This is a genomic window from Leptospira alstonii serovar Sichuan str. 79601 (assembly GCF_000347175.1).
GTDB classification, from domain to species: Bacteria; Spirochaetota; Leptospiria; order Leptospirales; family Leptospiraceae; genus Leptospira; species Leptospira alstonii.
Window position 1 is genome coordinate 16861 of the sequence record NZ_ANIK01000047.1, and the last position, 19629, is coordinate 36489.

17 protein-coding genes and 3 tRNA genes are annotated in these 19629 nt (G+C 41.7%); 13 read left to right on the top strand and 7 right to left on the bottom strand.

Annotated features, from left to right (window positions below; all coding sequences use genetic code 11):
* Window positions 1-46: 46 nt before the first annotated feature.
* From sppA to LEP1GSC194_RS10650, 7 genes are all read left to right on the top strand, one after another.
* Window positions 47-1000, top strand: a complete 954-nt coding sequence (gene sppA, locus LEP1GSC194_RS10620) for a signal peptide peptidase SppA (protein WP_036042265.1) — start codon at window positions 47-49, stop codon at window positions 998-1000.
* Between the two features lie 8 nt (window positions 1001-1008).
* Window positions 1009-1608 (top strand): hypothetical protein, encoded by a 600-nt coding sequence (locus LEP1GSC194_RS10625; protein ID WP_020773616.1) that lies wholly within the window; start codon window positions 1009-1011, stop codon window positions 1606-1608.
* Entirely contained in the window at window positions 1605-2357 is a 753-nt protein-coding gene (gene surE, locus LEP1GSC194_RS10630; protein WP_020773594.1) for a 5'/3'-nucleotidase SurE, read from the top strand. The genes LEP1GSC194_RS10625 and surE overlap by 4 nt, the downstream gene beginning before the upstream one ends.
* 608 nt (window positions 2358-2965) lie before the next feature.
* Window positions 2966-3673 (top strand): tetratricopeptide repeat protein, encoded by a 708-nt coding sequence (locus LEP1GSC194_RS10635; RefSeq protein WP_020773605.1) that lies wholly within the window; start codon window positions 2966-2968, stop codon window positions 3671-3673.
* A 35-nt stretch (window positions 3674-3708) separates the two neighbouring features.
* A tRNA-Pro gene (locus LEP1GSC194_RS10640) sits at window positions 3709-3780 on the top strand.
* Between the two features lie 17 nt (window positions 3781-3797).
* Window positions 3798-3874: transfer RNA gene (locus tag LEP1GSC194_RS10645), tRNA-Arg, on the top strand.
* A gap of 17 nt (window positions 3875-3891) precedes the next feature.
* A tRNA-His gene (locus LEP1GSC194_RS10650) sits at window positions 3892-3967 on the top strand.
* 42 nt (window positions 3968-4009) lie between these two features.
* On the opposite strand, the gene LEP1GSC194_RS10655 is transcribed toward LEP1GSC194_RS10650, so the two are convergent.
* On the bottom strand, window positions 4010-4639 hold the full coding sequence (locus LEP1GSC194_RS10655; RefSeq protein ID WP_020773617.1) for a hypothetical protein: 630 nt from the start codon (window positions 4637-4639) through the stop codon (window positions 4010-4012).
* An 87-nt stretch (window positions 4640-4726) separates the two neighbouring features.
* On the opposite strand from LEP1GSC194_RS10655, the gene LEP1GSC194_RS10660 reads away from it, so the two are divergent.
* Window positions 4727-5647 carry a TIGR01777 family oxidoreductase gene (locus LEP1GSC194_RS10660; RefSeq protein WP_020773582.1) on the top strand — a complete coding sequence of 307 codons (921 nt, stop codon included), beginning with the start codon at window positions 4727-4729 and terminating at the stop codon, window positions 5645-5647.
* A gap of 113 nt (window positions 5648-5760) precedes the next feature.
* Complete coding sequence (locus tag LEP1GSC194_RS10665) at window positions 5761-6255, top strand: DUF1564 family protein (protein ID WP_020773629.1); 495 nt, start codon at window positions 5761-5763, stop codon at window positions 6253-6255.
* A gap of 496 nt (window positions 6256-6751) precedes the next feature.
* Here LEP1GSC194_RS10665 and LEP1GSC194_RS10670 read toward each other — a convergent pair whose 3' ends face one another.
* Complete coding sequence (locus tag LEP1GSC194_RS10670) at window positions 6752-7369, bottom strand: uracil-DNA glycosylase family protein (RefSeq protein ID WP_017808234.1); 618 nt, start codon at window positions 7367-7369, stop codon at window positions 6752-6754.
* Between the two features lie 72 nt (window positions 7370-7441).
* A complete protein-coding gene (gene galK, locus LEP1GSC194_RS10675; protein ID WP_020773619.1) occupies window positions 7442-8593 on the bottom strand; it encodes a galactokinase in 1152 nt (383 codons plus the stop codon).
* An 844-nt stretch (window positions 8594-9437) separates the two neighbouring features.
* Here galK and LEP1GSC194_RS10680 point away from each other — a divergent pair.
* The 3 genes from LEP1GSC194_RS10680 to LEP1GSC194_RS10690 all read left to right on the top strand — a co-directional run bounded on the left by LEP1GSC194_RS10680 (window position 9438) and on the right by LEP1GSC194_RS10690 (window position 12629).
* Window positions 9438-10775: a glucose-6-phosphate isomerase gene (locus tag LEP1GSC194_RS10680; RefSeq protein WP_020773599.1), complete on the top strand. Its 1338-nt coding sequence runs from the start codon at window positions 9438-9440 to the stop codon at window positions 10773-10775.
* Between the two features lie 246 nt (window positions 10776-11021).
* Window positions 11022-11354: a hypothetical protein gene (locus LEP1GSC194_RS10685; RefSeq protein ID WP_017807653.1), complete on the top strand. Its 333-nt coding sequence runs from the start codon at window positions 11022-11024 to the stop codon at window positions 11352-11354.
* A 384-nt stretch (window positions 11355-11738) separates the two neighbouring features.
* Window positions 11739-12629, top strand: coding sequence for a hypothetical protein (locus LEP1GSC194_RS10690; protein WP_036042279.1), 891 nt, complete (start codon window positions 11739-11741; stop codon window positions 12627-12629).
* On the opposite strand, the gene LEP1GSC194_RS10695 is transcribed toward LEP1GSC194_RS10690, so the two are convergent.
* From LEP1GSC194_RS10695 to LEP1GSC194_RS10710, 4 genes are read right to left on the bottom strand one after another with little or no spacing between them, the layout of a single operon-like run.
* A complete protein-coding gene (locus LEP1GSC194_RS10695) occupies window positions 12620-13348 on the bottom strand; it encodes a sugar phosphate nucleotidyltransferase (RefSeq protein WP_020773607.1) in 729 nt (242 codons plus the stop codon). The two genes, LEP1GSC194_RS10690 and LEP1GSC194_RS10695, sit on opposite strands and share 10 nt — an antisense overlap.
* Window positions 13349-13367: 19 nt before the next feature.
* Window positions 13368-14366: an aminoglycoside phosphotransferase family protein gene (locus tag LEP1GSC194_RS10700; RefSeq protein WP_036042281.1), complete on the bottom strand. Its 999-nt coding sequence runs from the start codon at window positions 14364-14366 to the stop codon at window positions 13368-13370.
* An 8-nt stretch (window positions 14367-14374) separates the two neighbouring features.
* Window positions 14375-15886, bottom strand: coding sequence for a hybrid sensor histidine kinase/response regulator (locus LEP1GSC194_RS10705; RefSeq protein WP_020773612.1), 1512 nt, complete (start codon window positions 15884-15886; stop codon window positions 14375-14377).
* Window positions 15887-15924: 38 nt separating this feature from the next.
* Complete coding sequence (locus tag LEP1GSC194_RS10710; protein WP_036042286.1) at window positions 15925-18246, bottom strand: ATP-binding protein; 2322 nt, start codon at window positions 18244-18246, stop codon at window positions 15925-15927.
* Between the two features lie 269 nt (window positions 18247-18515).
* Between LEP1GSC194_RS10710 and LEP1GSC194_RS10715 the strand changes: the two genes are divergently transcribed.
* On the top strand, window positions 18516-19379 hold the full coding sequence (locus LEP1GSC194_RS10715; RefSeq protein ID WP_020773624.1) for an alpha/beta fold hydrolase: 864 nt from the start codon (window positions 18516-18518) through the stop codon (window positions 19377-19379).
* Window positions 19380-19629 lie beyond the last annotated feature (250 nt).

Consider the following 19629-nt stretch of genomic DNA (forward strand, 5'->3'; position numbering starts at 1 on the left):
AAAATCTCATTTGACACGGCTCACAGGGAAGAATCTGATCTCAAGAGTGGAAAGAAACCGCCTAGCATTAGCAATCACATTCGTATTAACCACTTTGTCCGTATTGATCGGACTTGTGAATATCTCTTTAGCGACTACAACTTCGAAATATTCTCGCACTACGGGGGGAACCTTTTTCACTACGGCCCCGATCGGCGCGGCGCTGATCAAGGTGGAAGGAGAAATCCACTCGGGACATTCGACCTTCGAATCGACGGGATCCGAAAGTATTCTGCAAAAGCTGAGAGATATAGAACAAAATCCGAATATTAAAGGAATCTTAATCGAAATCAATTCACCCGGCGGAACGGTCGGGGCTTCTCAGGAAGTTTATAACGAATTAATGCGCCTGCGAAAAACAAGAAAGATCGTAGTATCGATGAAGGATATGGCAGCTTCCGGAGGATATTATATCGCTTCGGCGGCGGATAAAATTTTCGCGTTGTCCGGAACGATTACGGGATCGATAGGGGTGATCGCGATGGCTCCGAATATCAAAGGACTTTTGGATCGTTACGGAGTGAAGATGAGGACGTATAAGGAAGGAAAATATAAGGATTCCTTATCTTTATTTCGAGACTCGACTCCCGAAGAAGACGAAATGATTCAGAAGATGCTCTCCGATACTTATAACGAATTCATTCAGGACGTCGCGAAAGGAAGAAACCAAACCGTGAAGTCGGTTCAGAATCTTGCGGAAGGAAGAATTTATTCCGGGCAAGACGCGTTTAGAAATAAACTCGTGGACGAAATCGGCGGAAGAAAAGAAGCCCTTGAGGAGTTATCCAGGCTCTGTCAGTACGAAGGAGAGATTCCTCTTTACGAGGAAGAAGAATCTCCGTTCGACAGATTGTTTATGATGTTGGGTTCTAAAATGGATTCTTTTTCGAGTGAAAGAATTTTTTTCAAAGAATTTAAAAATTCACCGGTGCTCGTAATTCTTCCTCAGGCAATCAGGTAGGAATTTCATTGAAAGATTTATTAAATTCCATTCTCGAGTTATTGGAAGCCGCTCTTTACGAACCGATTCGATTGGAGACGGCGCTTGCAAATCTTTCCGAGAAAAATTTGAATTTGTATTCTTGGATCGTTTTAATTCCGGGCGCTTTGAGCATCTCCGTCGGAGCTACTTATCTTTCACCCCCTTATACCGGAAGTTCAATGAAAATGATCGGGCTGGCGTTTCTTGCAAATTTGTCCATGATTTCGATTCTTCCCACGATCTTAGGGGCGATGATCGATTTTTACGCGCAAAAAAAACAAAGAACGGGTAACGTTCGTTATTCCTACAATCTATGTCGTTTCGGTATGGCGGTATTTATTTTTTTTACTCCTCTTTCCATTTTGTTTCGCGAGATCGGTTTGACCGGTGGAATCGGTTATTTTTTGATTCTTATTTTTTTGATCGGTTACTACGTCGCGATTGTTTCGAAGGGGATTCAGTTCATTTACGATTTAAAAACTTCGGATGCGATTCGTTTTTCCCTAACCGCCGTATTGATTTCCGGCGCATTTCCTTTCGTATTCTATTTTTATATTTCCGGTTCCATCCTTCATTTGATTTTATGAATATTTTAATTACGAACGATGACGGAATCGCCTCTTTCGGCATCAAGGCTCTCGAAGCGGTCCTTCAGAAAGAACATAACACATTCTTAATCGCTCCTTTGCGTGAAAGATCCGCGACCTCCATGGCCTTATCGATTTACGATTCTATGAGAGTAGAAAGAATCAACGACAATCATTATATCGTCGACGGTTATCCCGCCGATTGCGTGAACATCGGTTTGCACGGAGATATTTTTCCAAAGATCGATTTCGTTTTATCCGGCGTCAATCGCGGCGTGAATATGGGTCACGACGTTCATTACTCGGGAACGGTCGGCGCCGCTAGGCACGGAGCGATTCACAATCGACTTTCTTTGGCCGTAAGCTCGGGTAACGTTACTAAAGATTATGATTATATTCGAGAAGCTGAATTCGTTCGAAGTTTCATCAATGAATATTCTTCCCTTTTAAAAGTAGGGGTCGTTTACAACATGAATATTCCGTCCGATTTCGTTTCTTCTTTGGAGAATTTAAAAATTACAAAACTCGGCAAACGTACTTATGAGGATACTTACTCTAAAAAAAATATCATTGGAGGAATCGCGGATTTTTATCTCGGCGGCTCAGAATTAGGTCATTCTGCGGAAGATGGAACGGACTTTACCGCTTTCTTTTCCGGTAATATTTCCTTAACTCCTTTGTCCCTCGATCAAACCGATTCCTCGCTTTTATACGAACTTTCCGCTTCTTTGATTAAGAGTTCGTCCTAAAAATTTAAAGAAATATGCAAATGTGTGGAGTTCCCGCGTTTCAAGGTGCGGGTGGTTAGGGCTTTTAACTCCTGAATTTGTTCATCAAGCAGTACGATTTCTGTGGGAACTCCAGCAAGTTTTTTGGGACAAGTTCTAAAGAAAAGTGCGGGAACTCCCATTTTTTAGCGAATCGTGGGTTTCGTTCAGGTTTTCCTGCGGGCGAGGGCTCTTCGTCTTTGACAAATTGATCGCCAATTTATCTTATAGGTAAGAGTAAAAGGAAAAAAATTAGAGGAAACGTTTGAATTACAAAAGAACTGGGCAAGTTTTGGAGCCTATGTAAAATAACCTATGTAACGTGAGTTTGGTATAACCAAATGCGAACGCGATTATATGTTGCGATCATAGAGCGTTTCACTGAGTTCGGAGAGCGATCAATTGAAAAGCTCTGTGTTTTAGTTTCACTGATTTTGGATGCTGAGAAATAAAACCCAATTTCGCTCCCTACGGGTCGCGAAATAGGTGCCTCATTCTCTATGGATCGGAGTCCGTAGCACTCGAATTTCTTATTCGTACAAGCTTTCTCCATGAATTCGCATTAGGTAGGTTTTGGGGTAATTTTAATCATGTCCAATAAGGATAAAAATAAAAAATCCTTTTCCTCTAAGAAGAGGATTCTACAGGAAATCAATAAGGAAAATTTTCTTTTCGCTCTTACCCTGATCGATCGTGAAATTTCTTCAGGCAACGAAGATCCCGAACTATATTACAATTTTGCAATTTGTTGCGCGAGAACCGATAACTATAAAAAGTGCGTTTCTATTCTTGAAAACCTTCTTGAAAAATTTCCCCGATTCGGAGAACGGGAAAATTCCATTCTTATGATTGTATATTCCTTAATTCAAAATAAAGAATATTCTAAAGCTTTGGAAAAATGTGAGGAACGTCTTAAGGTTCAAGTGGACGATCTGAGAATTCTTTCCATGAAAGCATTTGCTCTTGAAAAGTCGGGTCTAATTGCGGAAGCAATTGAACTTCATAAAAGAATTCTTAGATTGCGTCCTGATTATAAAAATAGCTTGAATTCTCTCGGTTACTTGCTTTTGAATCAGAGAGAGCCAAGTCCGGAAGAATGGAAGTTGGCAGCGGAGTGTCTCAAATCAGTTCTTAAAAATGAACCGGAAAATCCGGCCTACTTGGATTCTTTCGGTGTCCTTCTTTACAAGAGCGGTAAGAAAGAAGAAGCGATTTTAGCATTCCGAAAAGCTCTTTTGAAAGTCCCCACTCATCCTGAGATATTACGCCACATTGAAAAAGTTGTAGACTCTACTTGACAGTGCAGCTGTTTTTAAAAGCATGGAGTCGGAAACGGGATGTAGCGCAGGGGTAGCGCATCTGCCTTGGGAGCAGAGGGTCGTAGGTTCAAATCCTATCATCCCGATTTTCCAATCCTCCAAAGACTCGGTAGCTCAGTTGGATAGAGCAACTGCCTTCTAAGCAGTGGGTCGGGGGTTCGAATCCCTCTCGGGTCACCAAAGGACAAACAGAGATGGAGAACGTAGCTCAGTTGGTAGAGCTCCAGTTTGTGGTACTGGCTGTCGCGGGTTCGATCCCCGTCGTTCTCCCCAGTTTTTGCGGGAACTCCAGCGTTTTTTTGTGAAATCGTGAGTTTATTCTTCGCTCAGCCATATATCTTCCAAACAAAACCCTTTTCTTACATTTGGATTGTTCGGATTTTCTGTAATCCAGGTCCCACTGACCGTCCAGATAAACATTTTCTGCGGGAACTCCAAACTTATTTCCGGTTGATAGTAGGATTTTAAGGGAATCTTAAAATATTTTGATTCTGAAAAACTCAAAACTCTTTCACCTAAAATTCTATCCTTAGGCAACCTAAGTTCTTTATCCATATCGATCGATTCCCTCAGGATTAAACCGAGCTTTAATTTTTCTAGAGTTTGTTTGCAACCTACAACATGAAGAGTTTTCCATTCTGAAATTTTAGGAGTCTTCTTTTTAAGATGATGCGTTTGTCTTAATTCTAATAAAAAATCTTCTTTACCATTTGAATTACGAAGTTTAGTCCATGTTGTATTAGGATTTCGATCCAATAGATGGCCGATCCTGGAATCGCTATTTGAAAGGTAAGAATTCGTAAAATCAAAGGATAAAAATGGAGGTTGGATCGTAAATGCATCGATCTTATTCTTCGTAGTATTGAAAAGATACAGATTTCCGATTATGATTGCGGTTGGAAAAATCCAAGCTAAAATCTTTGATAGTAGGTTTGTGGGAATCATAAAAGCAAAATGCGGGAACTCCGACCTTTGGGCAATCAGGATTCTGGTATTTACTGCCTCCGAAAAAAGAAGTAAAGGTTATTAGTGATGAATATAGGAATTGCCGGTGGAACCGGATTGATAGGAAGAGCTCTTGCACTTCGCTTGCTTGAAATGGGTTTTTCGGTAAGAATTTTTAGTCGCTCCTCCAACATTCCCGTACTTCTTCGAGGTAAGAAAAATTTGGAGATTGTCAGAGGAGATTTTCCAAAATCTGAGAATTTGGAAGGGTTAGATGGTATAGTGAATTTTGCAGGATCACCCATCGCTGGAGTTAGATGGACTCAGAAAGTAAAAGATGAGATTCGTTTTTCCAGGGTGAATTATACCGAAAATTTGGTTTCTTCTATTTCTAAAATTGCGGGAACTCCACCAAAAGTTTTGATTCAAGGATCTGCTATTGGGTATTACGGTTCTTTTGAAAATGATACCGCAAATTTCACGGAAGATTCTTCTCCTGGTCAAGATTATCTCGCATCTTTATGTGTTGATTGGGAAGCTGCCGCCGAGCCGGTTACAAAATTTGGTATAAGATTGATTCAAGCCAGGACTGGAATTGTTTTAAGTCTTTTTGGGGGAGCGCTAAAAAGTATGCTTCCTTCCTTTCGGTTTGGTTTTGGCGGTCCGATTGGTTCTGGAAAACAAATCTTAAGTTGGATTCATATCGACGATTTAGTTGGTTCTATTGTTCAATTAATTGAAAATCATAAACTTTCCGGTCCATTCAATCTTGTCGCGCCGAATCCGTTAAGCAATGAAATATTTTCAAAAACTCTTGCTCAAATATTGAAGCGTCCTGCATTCTTTAGAGTTCCTGCAACATTGCTAAAGTCCCTCTTTGGAGATGGTGCAAATATAATCGTAAAGGGTCAGAGAGTAATACCGGAGAAATTGCAAAAGTCAGGATTCTCTTTTTTATATCCAAGACTTGATGAAGCACTGCGGGATCTCCTAATATCAAGTTCGTAATTTCATAGGATTTTAATGTTGTTGTTTGCGTTTTTTTACAAAATTTACAAAAAAACATTAAATTTTATTCTTACATCGCTCCACGCTGAACTATTGAAGAACCGTAGTAGGGTGTGGTAAACAAAAAACTTAAAAACGAAACATTATCATCGCAAGGGACGCGTAAAATTACTTGTTCCTTTTTGGTTCCTAAGAACTTTTATAAAAGACTTGGGTTGAAAAATCAGAAACAAATCGGAAAAAATTTAGAATTTCTTTTAAAGAAATATAGAACAAAAATACTGAAAAGCCAAAGGATTCATAATAAAACATTTACTTCTTTATATCAAAAAAAAGGGAATGATTTGATAAAACTGAATGTAAGAGTCAATGGTTTCAATTGGGAAGAATTAACCCTACTTTCTCGTTCCCATGGGGTATCAAATTGTTATCTCTACACTCTTTTATTGAATTGGGAATATTTTATCGATTCTCAAAATCCATTTTTAAATGAATTAAATAAATTCAAGAATCCAAAAATTGCATTAGTTTGGTATCTGGATTTGAATTTTGGACTTTCTCAAAGATTGGTTCATATCTTAAAACGATTTCCCGAAAAAATAGAATAATATATTTTTATAATATATCAAGAGTTTGACGTAACAAAATGCGCATGAATTTAATAACTCCTTTATTCCGATTTTTAATTCTGTGAACTCAATGTTGTTCTCTATGTATCGCAACATAATAATCGTTTTCGCATCTTTTATATCGAACACACGTTAATATAATTTGTAATGAACTTCTGTAATAACGGGTATGTTTAATATACTTTTTATGAATTGATTTTTCAAATATATTTAGAGCTTGTCCAGAGCCTTAGAAATGTGGGAACTCCCTTGCTTTTCTTTTCAAGTTTTGGAACAAGCACTGATATTAAAAATTAGTCTGAAACTCTTAAATTCAGCGGCTACTCGTAGATACGGGAAAGAGGATGATGTTTAAGGACAAATTCTAAATCCAAAAATAACAAATAATTTGGTAAAATTTCCGCTTAAGCTTCCGATGAATAAGCTTGTCCAAGTTTATAATTCATTTTTTAAGGGAGTTCCCACAAAACTTTGATCAAAGAAAGAATTCTTCTCGAATAACGGGATGATTCTTGAGAGTATCCAATGCTCTTTGTATCAATTTTTTGCCAATCTCCGTATGATTCCATACGTTCAGCCCCGACGGATGCGGTAACGGGACCCAATCGAGTCGGATTCCGTAGAGTTCACGCGAAAAACTCCTACCGATCACGTCCTCAAGTTTGTACTTCCCGCACTCAAACAACTGATCAATCGCGAGTTTCCCGATCGGAATCAAAAGTTCCGGCTTATGAAAACGAACTTCGAATTCGAGAAACTCGGAACAGTTCTTTACTTCTTCCGCATCCGGTTTACGATCACCGCTCTTCGCTTTACCGGGAAAACATCTACATACCGCGGACATGTTCACTTTACTTCGAAAGACTTCCTCTTCGATTCCGATCTTATTGAACCAGCCGAAAAGTGTTTTACCCGCCGTGTAGGCAAAGGGTCTGCCGAATCTTTCTTCGTGAACACCGGGAGCCTGGCCTAAACTGATGATCCTTGAGGACGGAACACAGCCGTGAACCGGGTTGCCTACCATTTTCGGACATTTCTCGCAGCTCAAAAGACGAGCAATATGATTTGAATATTCTAATTTTCTACTTTTCATTCGACGTAAAATTGAATTGAACGAGATACGGATCGCGTATGTAAACGCGCCTATCGACTCGGATCAAAGATTTTAAAATTCTTTAACTCCGTCGGAGATACGAAACGAGTATAATTCCGGTTCGTTTTCAAATTGTTTAAAGTAACGAATTTTTATTTTATCAAACAAAGTATTCTTTCTACCTACTTTGTCCAGTACCAAAACACAACCGCCAAAACCTCCTCCGATCATTCTTGCACCCGGAGTTCCTTCTAATCTAAGCTCTTCGACTATAAAATCCGTTTCTTCGCAAGAAACTTCGTAATCTTTGGAAAGGGAAAGATGGCATTCGAAAAGGATTTCGCCCACCGCTTTCGCATTACCGCTTTTTAAATTCTCGATCAAATTAAAAGTTCTAAGTCTTTCTCCGATAACGTGTCTTGCCCTTTTTTGTTCGATTTCGGAAAGGCCGAACGAAACGTTTTCCAAATCTTCTAATTCGGCTTGATAAAGAGTTTGGAGGGAGGGTTTGTATTTTTTGATTTTTTGAAACGCGGATTCCACCTCTTTTCTGCGACGATTGTAAGCGCTGTCCTTAAGCGAATGTTTTACCTTCGAATCAATCAGATAAAATTCGTGACCTTCCAAATCCATCTGGTGAAAATCATACCGTAGACTTTCCGTATCGAGAGCGATACAAAATCCTTCCTTTGCGGTGGAGATAACGAATTGATCCATAATTCCGCAATTGACTCCGACAAAGTGATTTTCTGCGTTTTGACTTAACAAAGCGATCTCTTCTCTGGAAAGTTTCCAGTCGTGAATTTCGGAAAGAGCGAATGCGATCGCGACTTCGAATGCGGCGGAAGAAGAAAGTCCGGCGCCTTGCGGAATATTGCCCCAGACGACTAAGTCGAAAAAATCCGAAATGAAACCGAGTTTTCTAAATTCTTCGATCACTCCATAGACATAGTTTACCCAGTGATGATTGGAATCATAAACGATCGATTCTGTTTCGATTTTTTCTCCGGAAGAAATGGAATAAATTCCGAATTTTCGTACCTTATTTTTACGAATTGCGATTCGGATCGAAAAGTCGATCGCAGCGGGAAGAACGATTCCACCCACGTAATCCACATGTTCGCCGATGATGTTGATTCTACCCGGAGCGGAGAAAAAGCGAATGTTTTCCTCGTTTGCAGGAAACTCGCTTTTCAGGATTTTTGTTAATTCATCTTGATTCATTCAATGGCTGATTTGGAAAATCTCGGAAACATTGTCGAAAGGATTGATTCTCGTCAATCCTTCTCCATTTTAGAGTTTGTAAGATCTTACTTTTAAAATAGCGCGGTTTGTGGAGAAAGTTCGGGCGAATAAGAAACTCAAGTCGACTTCCTAAGGGGCGTGTGGCAGGTCGCGAATTTCATAGCAAAAATGCGACCGACCGCGCTTGAACTCAATGTTTCTCCCTACGGGTAGAAACATAATGCTCCAATCAACAAATTGATAGATCGCTCTCAAAGAGAAACTCTTTCGTCATTCCAATTTGTTGATTCCGTTTCAATCGCTTTCGCATTGGTTATATCAAATTCACGTTAAAATACGGGCGCCTCCTTCCGATCTGTGATCACGACGCCGTGGACCCGTAGCGGGAGGGTTTGGCAATAAGAAACATAGGAGGAGTGAGCGAAGTTTGAGTTTTAGGACCGAGCTTTTTTTCGTAACTTCGCCTAACGGTGTTAAAAAACGGAAAGAACTTGTTGTAGTTCCCGCATTTTAGGGTCTGAATTCAGACATTAGCGGACAAGTAAGATTAGTCGAGATGTGAAGCCCTAACTCCCTCGTTACTCGAAACGCGGGAACTCCAGCAAAATTCTAGATCTTCTGTAAAAATCCCCGCAGGCTGCACATGGTTGCGACCCTAAGGAGCAAAATTGAATTCAACGCTGAAAGTAACATGGACTGCATCAAAGCGGATTTTTCTTGCCCGTCGATTTCGTTTTTTCAAACTGTTCAAGCGTTCTCTTTTGGGGAGAATTTGGAACTGCTTTCGCGACAGAAATGTGAAAAGGGAATTTCGTAATAAATTATGATTCGATTAGAAACCAGGTTCGCCACTTCTTTCATACATTCCCGAAAATTCGAATCCTTTTTGACGGAAGCGGAAGCCGCTCGACGTACACTTCATTCTTTCCAAGGAAAAGGAAACGAATATTTAGGATGGTTGAATCTTCCCAAAGAAATGGAAGAATTGGAAATCGAAAGAATCATCCAAGTTGCCCAACGATTGCGGGCCGCATCCGAAGTAATCGTTGTGATCGGAATCGGAGGATCTTATCTCGGATCCCGCGCCGTATTGGAGGCTACTCTTCCGTTTTTCAGAAAATCCTCCAAAGGAAATCCGGAAGTCATTTTTGCGGGACATCATCTCGAATCCAGATATTTGTCCGAGCTGATGGAATATCTCGAAGATCGGGATTTTTCTGTGAACGTCATCTCAAAGTCGGGAACGACCACCGAACCCGCGATCGCGTTTCGTCTATTTTGGGAACTTCTTCGAAAAAAATACGGAACCTCCGCGGCTTCCAGAGTTGTCGCGACTACCGATGTTTCGAAAGGCGCCCTGAAAACGTTTGCGGATGCGGAAGGATTCGATACGTTTACAATTCCGGATAACGTGGGAGGAAGGTATTCCGTTTTGACTCCCGTAGGATTGTTTCCGTTGGCGGCGGCCGGGATTTCGATTCGCAAATTCATATTAGGATTTCAGAATATTCTGAACGATCTTCACACCGAGGCCGATCCGGTGCGGAATCCGGCCGTATATTATTCCGCGTTAAGGAACTATTTCTTATCCGAGGGACGATACGTAGAAGTATTAGCGAACTTTAATCCTTCACTCCGATATATTTCCGAGTGGTGGAAACAACTGTTCGGGGAAAGCGAAGGAAAAGAGAATAAGGGAATTTTTCCCGCCTCCATGGATTTTACGACCGATCTTCATTCTCTCGGACAATACGTTCAGGAGGGAAAACGAATATTATTCGAAACGGTCCTAAGTCCGTCCGAGGTTCGTTCGAACCTGACTTTGAAGCCGACTCCCGATAATTTGGATTCTCTCAATTTCCTATCGGGGAATACGCTCGGGTACGTGAACGAACAAGCCAGACTCGGAACCATGCTCGCACATGCCGACGGAGGAGTTCCCTGTTTGGAACTTGTCTTTCCGGATATATCGCTCGAATCTCTGGGAGAAGTGATGTATTTTTTTGAATATTCCTGTGCGATTTCCGGTTACGTTTTAGGCGTCAATCCCTTTGACCAACCCGGAGTGGAAGCGTATAAAAAGAATATGTTCGCCCTTTTGAATAAGGCCGGTTTTGAAAAAGAAGGGGAGTCCCTTCGGAAAAGAATTTTGGGAAACTAAAGACCTTCTTAAAATCTGTCGAGCGCCAATAGAAGCGAGACACTTTAGTTTCACAAGTGTGGGAACTCCTGCAAATTTCCCTCACAAACTCTAAAAAACTTCGAGCCGTTAGGCGATATGATTTCGGACAAATAGAAACTTCGGAAAAGAATTATGGGTGACTAAATGTTCATTTTGTCTAAGGACAAAATCTGAAAATTCATTTTCCTGCTTGACATCTTTTAAAATAAAAAGCCGGATGAAGGCGTGAAGGGACGCAGAAACAAAATCGGCTTTCAACTAACGATTTTTATCCTGGCGTTTTTGTTTCTATCCATTTCAGTCGTTCCTTCCGGCAATCTTCCCGGGAAGTTGCATCCCCACAAACAAACAATAGACGGGGTCGAATCCGAATACAAAGAGCCGGTTCAGTTGGAGGAAGAGTTTGAATTCCTACTTAGTTTCCTCTCTTTAACCCATAAAAATATCCTATTCGTATTCAAAGGCAAAGTAACTTCCCTCCAGGATAGGTTCCAATTCCATTTCTGTAACTTCCAAACTCTAAATCTGCTGAATTTACCTCCTCCTTCTCTCGCCTAACTAGTCTTAGTTTCTAGTTTTGTCCTTGCGGGGGAAATATGTCTTACAAAACGTTTTTAGCCGTTTCCGTGATATTCAATGCGCGTCGTTGGGACTTTTAATCCGTGCCTTCGTCGCCGTTGAATTTTAGTTATGTTCTTACACTGTTTGCAACTTACGGATCTCCAAATTTTGCCAATCCCGATCTTTTGAGAATTTACTCGTAGGTCGGGGTTGGCATATTTTTTTTCGTCGAGTCGAATTTACGACGGGGCTTCGAAAGAAATAGATTTCTTAAATTCTAAAGTTCGCATATACCTTTTCTTTTTCCAAAGCGAGCTAAAAATGGGTTTTCTTTCCCGAAAAACTCAGATAGTTTTACTTGAGAATTTTTTCTCAAGAAAAATGGACCAAGAATTTAAAAGATGGACCCGTCTTCTCAGGGCGATCGAAACCGGAACGCGGATCGAACTCACGGGATATGTACTCAACGATTCTTTTCGACGGAATCTGGAAAAGTTCCTAAAACTCTGCCTCGAAAACTACAACAAAAGCGATCTGGCTCCGGTCGTTTATTCGGTAATTCAGGAAATGCTTTTACACGGCGCGATGTCCAACCTGAGGGAATACTTTTATCAGGAGGAGGGGATCGATTTTTTGGATCAAAACGCGTTCGAAACCAGCGAGGAAGAATTTAGAAAGTTCTTAAATACCTTCGACTCAAACGCCGTGCGAAACGCGTTAAAGACGAAAGGTTTGTTTTTGAAAGTGATCATTCGTCATAATCATACGGGGATCGCCGCCGAAGTATTAAATAATTCTAAAGTGATTCCTTTTATTGAAGAACGCCTTAGAAAATATCTCGCATCCGCGATGGAATATAAGGATTTAATGGATTACTATGATTCTTATCCCGAAGACGAGGACGGCAGGGATATAGGACTTGCGTTTTCGATCCTTATTCTTCGGGAAACCGGACTAAAGCCCGAGTTGCTCCGAATCAGTGTCGGAGAAAAAGTCCATACTTCCAGATTGGAGGTGCCCTTCGGAGAGGAATATAGAAGTATTCGTAAAAAAAATCGGAACTACGAGGGGGTTTTATCCTTTCCGAAAGAAAGTCACGAACAGGAAACCGAACTTCCTTGGAAAACAAATCGTTGCAGTTATTGCGGAAGAACCGTGGACGATCGGATTTTTTTTTCCAAAATCCCGGACGATGTTCCGATCAAAGGGATTCCCGAACCGGTTCGAGCGGGAAACGGGATCTGCGCTTGGTGTCTTTCCTCTTATCTCTGAGTAGGAAGTCGGCAAAGTTCCAAAAATTCTTTCCAACGGGAACCTAAACGTTCCGAAAAATTTTCTTCCTTTAGAGAAAGATAATATTCCTTTTCTCCCAAGTCGACCGCTTCTCCCGGAAACAATTCTCCGGCTAACATTTGTTTGGCGGAAAGTTCCTTAAAGATATGGGAAAGATCGAAGTAGGTTTCCGGTTGAATTCCTTCCAGAACTCGGCTGTTCAACACTGCAATACCTATGTAAAATAGATTTCCCTTCGTGAAAAAGACCTTTTTGTCGGTAAGACCTAGTCCCGTATAACCCGCGGACTCCGGTTGAGGCAAAAGATACAATAGGCAATCGTTTTCCGAAAGGGAGTTCGGCATTTGGAAACGGTTTTCCGGAAAGTAGAGAAAGTCCGGATTGATGATCCCGATCGTTTCTCCCATCCAACCCGCTTTTTCCAAACCGGTTCTGATTCCGCCCGCAGTTCCTAAAATTTCTTTTTTTTCCTCCGAGAAGATCAAAGGGAAGAGGGAAAATGTTTCGAGTTCTTTACGGATTTTTTCCCCCAGATAATGGGTGTTAACGACCGCACCTTCCGCGTTTTGTTTCCAAGCTTGAAATAAGGAATAATATACGAGAGGAATTCCGTTTAACGGAAGCAAAGGTTTCGGAACGTCTTTGGTGAGTTCCTTCATTCTGGTTCCGAAACCCGCCGCGGGAATAAAAAATTTCAAAACGAATCCTTTGGAGTTTTCATCGTTTGATTCCTTTCATAAAGGAGGAGTTGGATAAGAGTTCTTCCTTTAAGAGATAAAAGAACACGTAGAGTTGATCCGGAAACAAACCAGCCTGAACGATTTCCAAAAGATTATCGAGTGCGTTAAGAAGGCTTTCCCTGTACTTATCCATTTTTTTGTCGGCTACCAAATAAAAGTAAGAACCGAGCGCCTTGTAAGAACGTTGAAGACACTGGATGTAGTGGCATTCCTTGGATCTCGGAAAATTCTGCTCGCTGAGTTTTAGAAAAAGCTGATATAGTCCCTGTCTCATTCCGAACGGAATCGGCCTATAGGCGTCGTAAAGAATACTTGCAAGATCGTAAAACGGAGTTCCCATCCTAGCGTCCTGAAAATCGATCATACAAATTTGATTTTCCGAATTGATCAAAAGATTTCTTCCGTGAAAATCCCTGTGACAAAAAACTTTCACGGGGTATTCGGCCAGAAAGGCGGAACATTCCTCGATGAAAATCATCACTTCGCTTCGTAATTGGGTTTTGAGGCGGAACTCTTTTTGGAGCTTTAAATAATTAGAATATGTGAATGTACTTTCGAAATCGAACTTTTCCAAGTCGAATTCTCTCGAACTTACGGGAGGGATCGGATTTGTCCTCTGCAATTTGACCAGGATTTCGATCGATTTTACGAGCCATTCCCTATATTCCAAATCGTCGGCGATCGAGGTTAGATCCTTTTCTCCGCCGTCGGTCATTAGGATCAAAAAATGAATCAGATCTTTTTTGAGAATTTCGGGAACTACGAATTGTTCGTGACTTAGGAAATCCGCGATTTCGACGAAGTCGTGTTGAAAACGAACGTCCTTACAAAGAACGAGGGTTCGGTCGGGATAAACGACACGAAAGTATTTTCGATCCGAGGCTTCTACGGTGATGGGGTAGATTTTCTGAGGAAGTTTTCCGGAAAACTCCAGAAATTTCAATTCCTGATCCGTTAACGAGACGGAAGAGTTCATCATGTCGTTCATACCTTGTCCGGAAAAACCAAACGGAATTCCGATCCTGAATTAAGCTCCGATTCGATTTCGATTTTGATTCCGCGTTGATCCGCGATTTCCTTAGCGACGAACATTCCGAGTCCCGTTCCTTTTCCGATTCCCTTTGTAGTAAAATAAGGCTGATAAATTTTTCGAATCACTTCTTCGTTCATTCCGATTCCGTTGTCCAAAATGGAAACGACCGGATGATGATTTCTCGTATATATGGAAATTTGAATGTTTCCTTGATTGCCGGTTGCGTCGGCGGAATTTAAAATGATATTGGAAAGTAAAAGTGCAAGTTGGTCCTGGTCCGATTCCACCATCACCGGAGTCGGCTCCGGTTTAAAATGGATTCGGCAATTTTTGAGTCTGGAGGTTTTTTGAAAAACGTCGATCACACTTTCCACACATTCGTTTAGATTGATCGATTCCGAGGACTTCCTCAAACTTTCGCCGGGTTTTCCCAATTGTAAAAGATTGTTTGTGAGAGTTTTTAACTTAATCAATTGGCTCCAGGTGATCTGAATCGTTTTTTGACGGATTTGTTCCGTTGCGTCCGGAAGTTTTGCGATTTCGATATGGCCTTGAATCGCGGTCAAAGAATTGTTGATCTCGTGTCCGATACTCGAAGCGAGAATGGAAAGAAACGCTCGCCTTTCCGCGTCTATGAGTTTTTCCGAAATTAAAAGTTTGTTCGTGATGTCCCTTGCGATTCCGGTGTAATAAGTCTGGCCTTCGATGTCGTAATAACAAACGGAGATTTCGTAGGTTCTCACGTCTCCGTTTTTGCTTTTCAGATCCGCGCGATTCATCCTCGCAATTTGTCTTTTGTTTTTTCTTTTTAAGAGTCGAACCACCCTGTCCATGTAAAGCGTTTCTTGTCCGGGAGGACTCAGAACGTTGAAGGATTTTCCGACGATTTCCTCTTCGGTATATCCGAACGCGTCCAAAGCGGCCCGGTTTAAACCGGAGAATCTAAGATCCCGATCCAGAGTGATCACGCAGTCGCTCGTTGCATTTAGTATATTATAATTTTGTAAATAAAGATCTTTGGCTCTTTGCGCCAGTTTGGTGTTTTCCGTTTCCGATTTGATCAGGTTTTCCGCGCGTTTGTCGCGGGTTTCCTTTTCTATTTTAGCTTTTTCTATAACTTCCAGAATACTTTTACGACGGATCGGTTTGGAGATATAATCGAACGCGCGATTGCGAACCGCCTCTTCGGCGGTGGTGAGATCCGGGTTTCCGGTCATTAGGATAACGGGAATGTTTTCGTTGATTTTACGGATTTCTTTCGTGACTTCGATGCCGTTTTTACCGTTCATAACGATATCCGAAATGACCACGTCTATCTTTTGGTTTCGGATGATTTCAAGAGCGGAATCGGAATCCTTGGCCGATAACACGCGATATCCTTCTCTGGAAATGACCCTTTCCAGAACCGTACGAATTTCGGATTCGTCGTCGATAACGAGTACTGAAGTAGATTTTGATTCCATAAACTAACGCCAAACACTATTTTACCACAAAAACCTTCCTATATAGGAAGGCGAATCAAAACCCTAGTTCCGTTTCCGGGTGAAGATTCCAGGAAGATCGTTCCGTCGTGTTCGGAAATGATCCTTTGGGAAATGGCAAGGCCCAAACCGGTTCCTTGTTTTCCTCTTCGGGTGGTAAAAAGAGGAAGAAAGGCCTTATCCAAAACGTCTTTTGTCATTCCGGGACCGTTGTCTAAAATTGTAAAAAGAATCGAGTCCCGGTTCAAATGAAATTCTTTCCGAACCGTAATCGAAATTTTCGGAAATGCAGGTTTGACTTCCATTTCGGAGATCGCATTGATCGCGTTCACCAAACAATTGATCAGAACTTGTTCGATTTCCTGCCAGGCCACTCGAATTTTAGGAAGATCGGGATTTGCGATCCGTTTAAGTTCGATTCCGTTCTTTTTGCAGGAAACTTCGATCAACTCGCAGGCTCTGAGAAGAATGTAATAAGGAGACACGAGTTCTTTTTCTCTCGCGACGGTTCTTCCTAAATCCAGGAGGGACTTGATGAGATCCCGGATTCGAACGCTCGCCGCTTCGATTCTTTTATAAATTTTCAGTCTTTCCGCAGGATCGGATTCCTCCGTTTCGATGAGTTCTTCGAGGTAGAGTAGGCTGGCTTGAAGCGGATTGTTCACTTCGTGCGCGATTCCGGCGGCGAGTTCTCCTATGGAGGCGAATCTGGCAGTTTCGTAGAGTTGTTTGTCCAAAAGTTTGGTCTGGGTGATGTCCGAAAAGATCAACATCACGGCCTCGCCGTTCTCCCTATATTTTTTAAGAGGAAGAATTTTGATCGAAAAGAAATTTTCCTCCTCTTCGATGAACTGAATCGGAAGATCCAGAAATACGGCTCTGTGGGATTCGAGGCAGTTTTTGATTCCCGTCTTGATTTCTTCGGAAACTTTCGGGGCAAAGAGCGGAAATAAATTCTCCCCCGGATTTACATTCAAAATTTGGAATAAAAGAAATTTGAGAATCGGAGCCACTTCCAGAACGATTCCTTCCGGGGTGAGGATTACGATTCCGTTGTTCATAGCGGAGAATAGGTTTCTGAGTTTGATTTCGGAGGACCGGATCAGCTCCTCGTTTTTTTTCTGCTCGGTGATGTCGAGCAGAAGGAGGATCGTTCCGATCGAGTTTCCGTATTCGTCCCTGATCGTCGAAGAGGCGAGGAGCATCGGGACCTCTACGTCTGGAAAAACTTTCATTTTGATTTCGGTTCTGAATTCTTCCTTGGAGAGTTTGTCTAAAATCGCGGGGCTCAGATTTAGGAATTTTGCGATCGGAAGGTCTATGAAATCTTCTTTATAAACTCCTAATATTCTTTCAAGGCTTTTATTTCCGTAGGTGATATAACCTTCGTCGTCGGTGGAAATGAGTGGAACCTCGATGGAATTGAGAAGCGCTCCTTGGAACTGCAGTTTTTTGGAGTTTTCGATTCTTGTTCTTTCGGTTTTTGCGTTTTGAAGGGAACTGTGGACGTCCGCGATGATTTCTTCGTAGAGAAAATTTTCCCCGGAATCGAAGGCCATTCCTTCCAAGGATAGGATTTCGATTCCTCCCAGGAGTTTTTCCTTTTCCCGGATTCCGATCGAAAGACTTCTACGGAATTTATGATCCGCAAAAACAGATTCCCATTCGGGATATTTTCCGTTTCCGAATTCGTAAATGACGAAATTATCCTTCGTGTCGATCAGATTCCTCATCGGGAATGGAATATTAGAAGAAATGAATGAATGAATTTTGAGTTTTAAGTCCGGATTCATATCCTTTTGTCCCAGCACCTGAAGCTCTCCGTCTTTGAAAAAAAAGGCCCAGACTAAAAAGTAATGCGGATTTTCCTTGAGAGTATCGCATAGTTTTTGAAAGACGGAACTTTCCGAAGTCAAGTATCTCAGATTTTGCCTTAAAAGTCTTAAGGTTCTTAAGATACTTTGCATATAGTAAAGTCTGAGTTCCGTTTGTTGAATTTCGGACTGATCGGTGAAATAAAATAACAGCAAGTCCTGTCCGGCAAAGTTGGTTGTATTGATCGTAAAATTGACGAGTTTTCTTTCCCCGCTTTTATACCGGAGTTGCCAATAGACTTTTAAGGGTTCGTTGCGTTTGATAGTAATCGCTTCCCTCGGATATGTGGAACTGGAAAGAATGACGTCGATCGATTTGCCTTCGAGTTCTTCGGCGGGATAACCTAAAATATTTTCAAGAGCCGGATTCAGATAAAGGATGGTTTCCGTTGCCATGTCTAAGGCGAGAACTCCTTCCTGAATCGGATGGAAGAACGAATAGAGAACGGAAAGTAAAGAGTCTGGCATCCTGATCCCGGGTAAAACCTTAAGTGAGTTTCGACTTACTTTCCATTCTTTGCAAGAACTAATTCCGGATCTTGTTTTTACCGGTTCCGGAAAAACGTTCTCGGTCAAAAATCCTTTGAAACTGCACGTGCGATTTCAGTCTTGATAGGATTCGGGTAAGTTGTCGATCATCCGAAATACTCTTTCGGATTCCGGTTCGCTAAGTTTTGAGACGGATAAATCCGGTTTTACAAAAAGTTAGAACAAAACGAAATAGAGAATCTGCACTTATGAAGTCGATGTACGGATTATTCCTGAATTACTATCAATGGAAAAAGAAAAAATATATGAAAGAGATTCTCGGGTTTCGAGATCTCGAAGTGGACACCGGAGGGAATTCGATTTATTTTTTGGAAAAAAATCCCGAAAAAAATAAAACCATTCTTTTGATCCACGGTCTTTTGGATTCCGCAACGGGGCTTAGAAAAGTGGCTCCTAAAATCCGACAGGACTACCGGGTTTTGATTCCTGATATTCCCGGATTCGGAAAGAGCAAACTTCCGCCGCTGAAATATCTGTACCAAGTGGACGTATTCGGAGATTTGATCTACGAAGCCGTTCGTAAACTGAATCTCACCAAACTCGTATTAGGCGGTCATTCGATGGGAGCCTTGATCGCGATGCATATCGCGCTCCGAGATCGGGAAAAAAGAATTTCCAAGTTGGTTCTCGTATCCCCCGGAGGAATTCCTCATCGCCAAAGGGACGAGATGAAGGAACTTCTGTTCCCTAAAAACGAAGACGGTCTTTTGAAACTCATCGAAGCGTTGTATTACGAAACTCCGGAGCTGCCCGGAAAAATCGCAAGAAAGGCTCTGATTCAAGCTTGGAACGAGCTTCCGAATCAATTTTTGACGATCAATACGTTGGAAAGAGAGGAGGAGATTTTTCTCGGAAAAAAACTGGGGGGAATTAAGATTCCGGCCTTGATCGTTTCCGGTAAGGAAGATCCGATCACGGACGCGGCGATGACGAAGGAACTCCATTCTTATCTGAAAAAGAGCAAACTCGTTCTGATTCCCGGTGCGAAACACGCGATTCACATGGAAAAACCGGAAGAGCTTTCTTTGGAAATCAATCGTTATTTGGATTGAAAGTGGAGTTCGTATTAGGGGCCAGCATATTAGATGTTAGTGGATAGAGGTCAGATATCAGGGTTAAAATTTTTCCGATTGGATCCGTAACGGTATGGAAAAGATCCGGGTTTTGCGGTAAAGCTTAGAAAAGCTTCGATAAAGCCCCGCGCGAAGGATACGAAGGGTTTGGTCCGTTAAAAGGAAAATATCTCTTCTTTTTAAGGAAGAAATCGGACCGGAGCGAAGCGGAGCCCGAAGTAGCCTGACC